The organism is Micromonospora sp. NPDC047753 (genome assembly GCF_040642735.1).
In the GTDB taxonomy this organism is placed as follows: Bacteria; Actinomycetota; Actinomycetes; order Mycobacteriales; family Micromonosporaceae; genus Micromonospora.
Map to the genome: position 1 here is coordinate 1 of NZ_JBEYSL010000707.1, position 2,646 is coordinate 2,646.

The window sequence follows — 2,646 nt, forward strand, 5'->3', positions numbered from 1 at the left end:
CCACAGTCGACGGGTGACAGCGGTGACCCGGTCCACCGCGGCGGCCAGCCGCTCGGCGCTCCTGCTTCCCCTGGCCAAGGACAACAACGCCTCCTGCGCCCTCGGCCCTCTGATCCGGCTCTTCGACGACCGGTTCGGCATGGATCGGGTACGCGAACTTGAGGTGCGCCTGGAGGTTCGAGGCGTGGACGGCTTCCACCTGGAGGCGGTCTCGGAGATGACCCAGATGTCGCGTGATCCCGAGGAACTGGTCCGGCAGCTGATCGGGCCGCACCACCACTATCCCGACGGCGCGGCCCTGATGCTCGGCACCATGTTCGCGCCCATTCAGGACCGGGACCGCCCCGGTGAGGGTTTCACCCACAAGGTCGACGACGTGGTACGGATCAGCTGCCCAGCGCTCGGGACCCTGGTCAACCGGGTGCGGCACGCGGAGGAGTGCGAGCCCTGGCACTTCGGCGTCCGCGATCTCATGGGCAATCTGGTGAGGAGAGGACTGCTGTGAACGTGGTCAACACTGTCGATCCGCGCGACGGTAAGAGTCGCGCGACGGATCTCACCGAGACCGACGAGTCTCGGCTGGAGGTGATCGCCGCTCAGACGTCGGCGGCGGCGCAGTGGCTGGCCGCCCGTGGGAGGCTCGGCCGAGCGGAGCTGCTGGACGCGATCGCCGCGTCGCTGGAGTCCCGCCGGGAGGTTCTGGTCGCTGCCGCGGAGGCGGAGACCGGGCTGAGCCCCGCGCGACTCAACGGGGAACTCACCCGGGCGGCGCTCCAGTTCCGGATGTTCGGCGAGGTGCTGCGCGACGGAGCGTACGTCGAGGCTGCCATCGACCACGCCGCCGACACACCACTCGGACCGGGTCCGGACCTGCGGCGGATGCTCGTACCCCTCGGGCCGGTCGCCGTCTTCGGCGCCAGCAACTTTCCGTTCGCCTTCTCGGTCGCCGGAGGTGACACGGCCGCCGCGCTCGCCGCCGGGTGTCCGACGATCCTGAAGGCCCACCCGTCCCACCCCCTGACCTCGCACGCCTCCGCCGCCGCGATCGAGTCGGCCGTCCGCGACCTCGGCGGGCCCGAGGGTGTCGTCGCGACCGTGTACGGGGAGCAGGCCGGCCGCTCACTGGTGCGTCACCCGGCGATCCGCGCGGCCGCACTGACCGGCTCGGTCAACGCCGCCCGCGCCATCCAGGCGGCCATCGACGAACGACCCGACCCCATTCCGCTGTACGCCGAACTGAGCAGCGTGAACCCGATCGTCGTCCTGCCCGACGCGGCCGCCGTTCGGGCAGACCAGATCGCCGAAGGGCTCTTCGGCTCCTTCACGAACTCGGGCGGCCAGCTGTGCACCAAGCCCGGCCTGGCGTTCGTTCCGTCGGATCCGGGTGGTGACGGCCTGGTCGACGCGCTGCGGGCGAAGGTCGACGCGTCGGGCGGCACGGTCCTGCTCAACGAGCGCATCCGGGACGCGTACGAGAACCGGTCCACGGAGTTCGAGCGGGCCGGCGCCCGGGTGTCGGCGCGGCCCAGTATCGAACCCGGGGCGGGCTTCACAGTGGCGCCGACCCTCCTGGAGGTCGGCCTCGCCGGGCTGAGCGCCGAGATCGCCGACGAGTGCTTCGGCCCGCTCCTGATCGTGGTCCGCTACGACGACGACGCGGACCTCGACGCCGCGCTGGCCGCCGTCCCGCCGTCGCTGACCGGTTCGCTGCACCGCGGACCGGGCGACGACACCGAGGTCGTACGTCGACTGGTCGACGTGCTCGCCGCCCGCGCGGGTCGCATCGTCTTCGACGGATACCCCACCGGTGTCCGGGTGTCGTGGGCCCAGCACCACGGTGGACCGTGGCCGTCGACGAACGCCGTGCACACGTCGGTGGGCGCCACGTCGATCCGCCGGTTCCTGCGCCCGCTGGCGTGGCAGGACGCTCCGGCCTGGATCCTGCCCGAGGAGTTGCGCGACGAGTACACCGCCATCTCCCGGCGAATCGACGGGAGGTTGCAGCCAGCGGTCGAATAGCCGCGTCCGCCGGCTTTTCCCGGGCGCGTTTCCGGGCCACCTGCGACTGGCGCGCGAATTCCTTGAAGAATCAATCCGACAGAGAATTCGCGCGCCGGTTGCCCCGGTGTTGCTGAAGCACGCCCGAATGGTGGGGACGCGATTTTACGATCCAATTTCCGCCTTGACCGTCAATGCAATTCATGGTTGTGTTTTCGACAGGGAACGATGTTAGCGCTCGCATCGCTGCATCGCTCGTTACTGGTATCCCTTCACCTCACCATCGAATGGTCGGTCGACCGCTCGGTGCGGTCTGACCACACGCCGAAGAGGGAGCAGGAACATGCCCGTCGCACCTCCCCGTCCCCCGACGCCGGCACCGACACGCCGGCTGCTGCTCGCGCTGCTCGCCGCCGTCACAGTGACGGCCGCAACGGTCGCCGCTCCGGCGGCCTCGGCCGCACCGCCGGCGCCGCTGGGCCCGACCGTCACCCGCACCGACAAGCCCCCGACCGGCTACACGGTCACCTTCCGGTACCGGGCGCCCGAGGACGTCGGGCAGGTCCACGTCTACGGCGACTGGTTCTACTCCCGACCGGAGAACATCGCCTGCCAGGACTGCGGTGACGCGCGACCGCCCGCCGAGTG

2 protein-coding genes and 1 pseudogene are annotated in these 2,646 nt (G+C 70.5%); all 3 read left to right on the forward strand.

The features are described 5' to 3' along the window. Positions 1–505, forward strand: a pseudogene (locus tag ABZ749_RS33485) (fumarylacetoacetate hydrolase); the annotation flags it as partial. Then, the gene (locus ABZ749_RS33490; RefSeq protein WP_357235019.1) at positions 502–2,019 is read left to right on the forward strand and encodes an aldehyde dehydrogenase family protein; all 1,518 of its coding nucleotides are present in this window, start codon (positions 502–504) and stop codon (positions 2,017–2,019) included. The pseudogene ABZ749_RS33485 and the gene ABZ749_RS33490, both read left to right, overlap by 4 nt. A gap of 322 nt (positions 2,020–2,341) precedes the next feature. After that, a partial coding sequence (locus ABZ749_RS33495) for a hypothetical protein (RefSeq protein ID WP_357235022.1) occupies positions 2,342–2,646 on the forward strand: 305 nt, incomplete at its 3' end.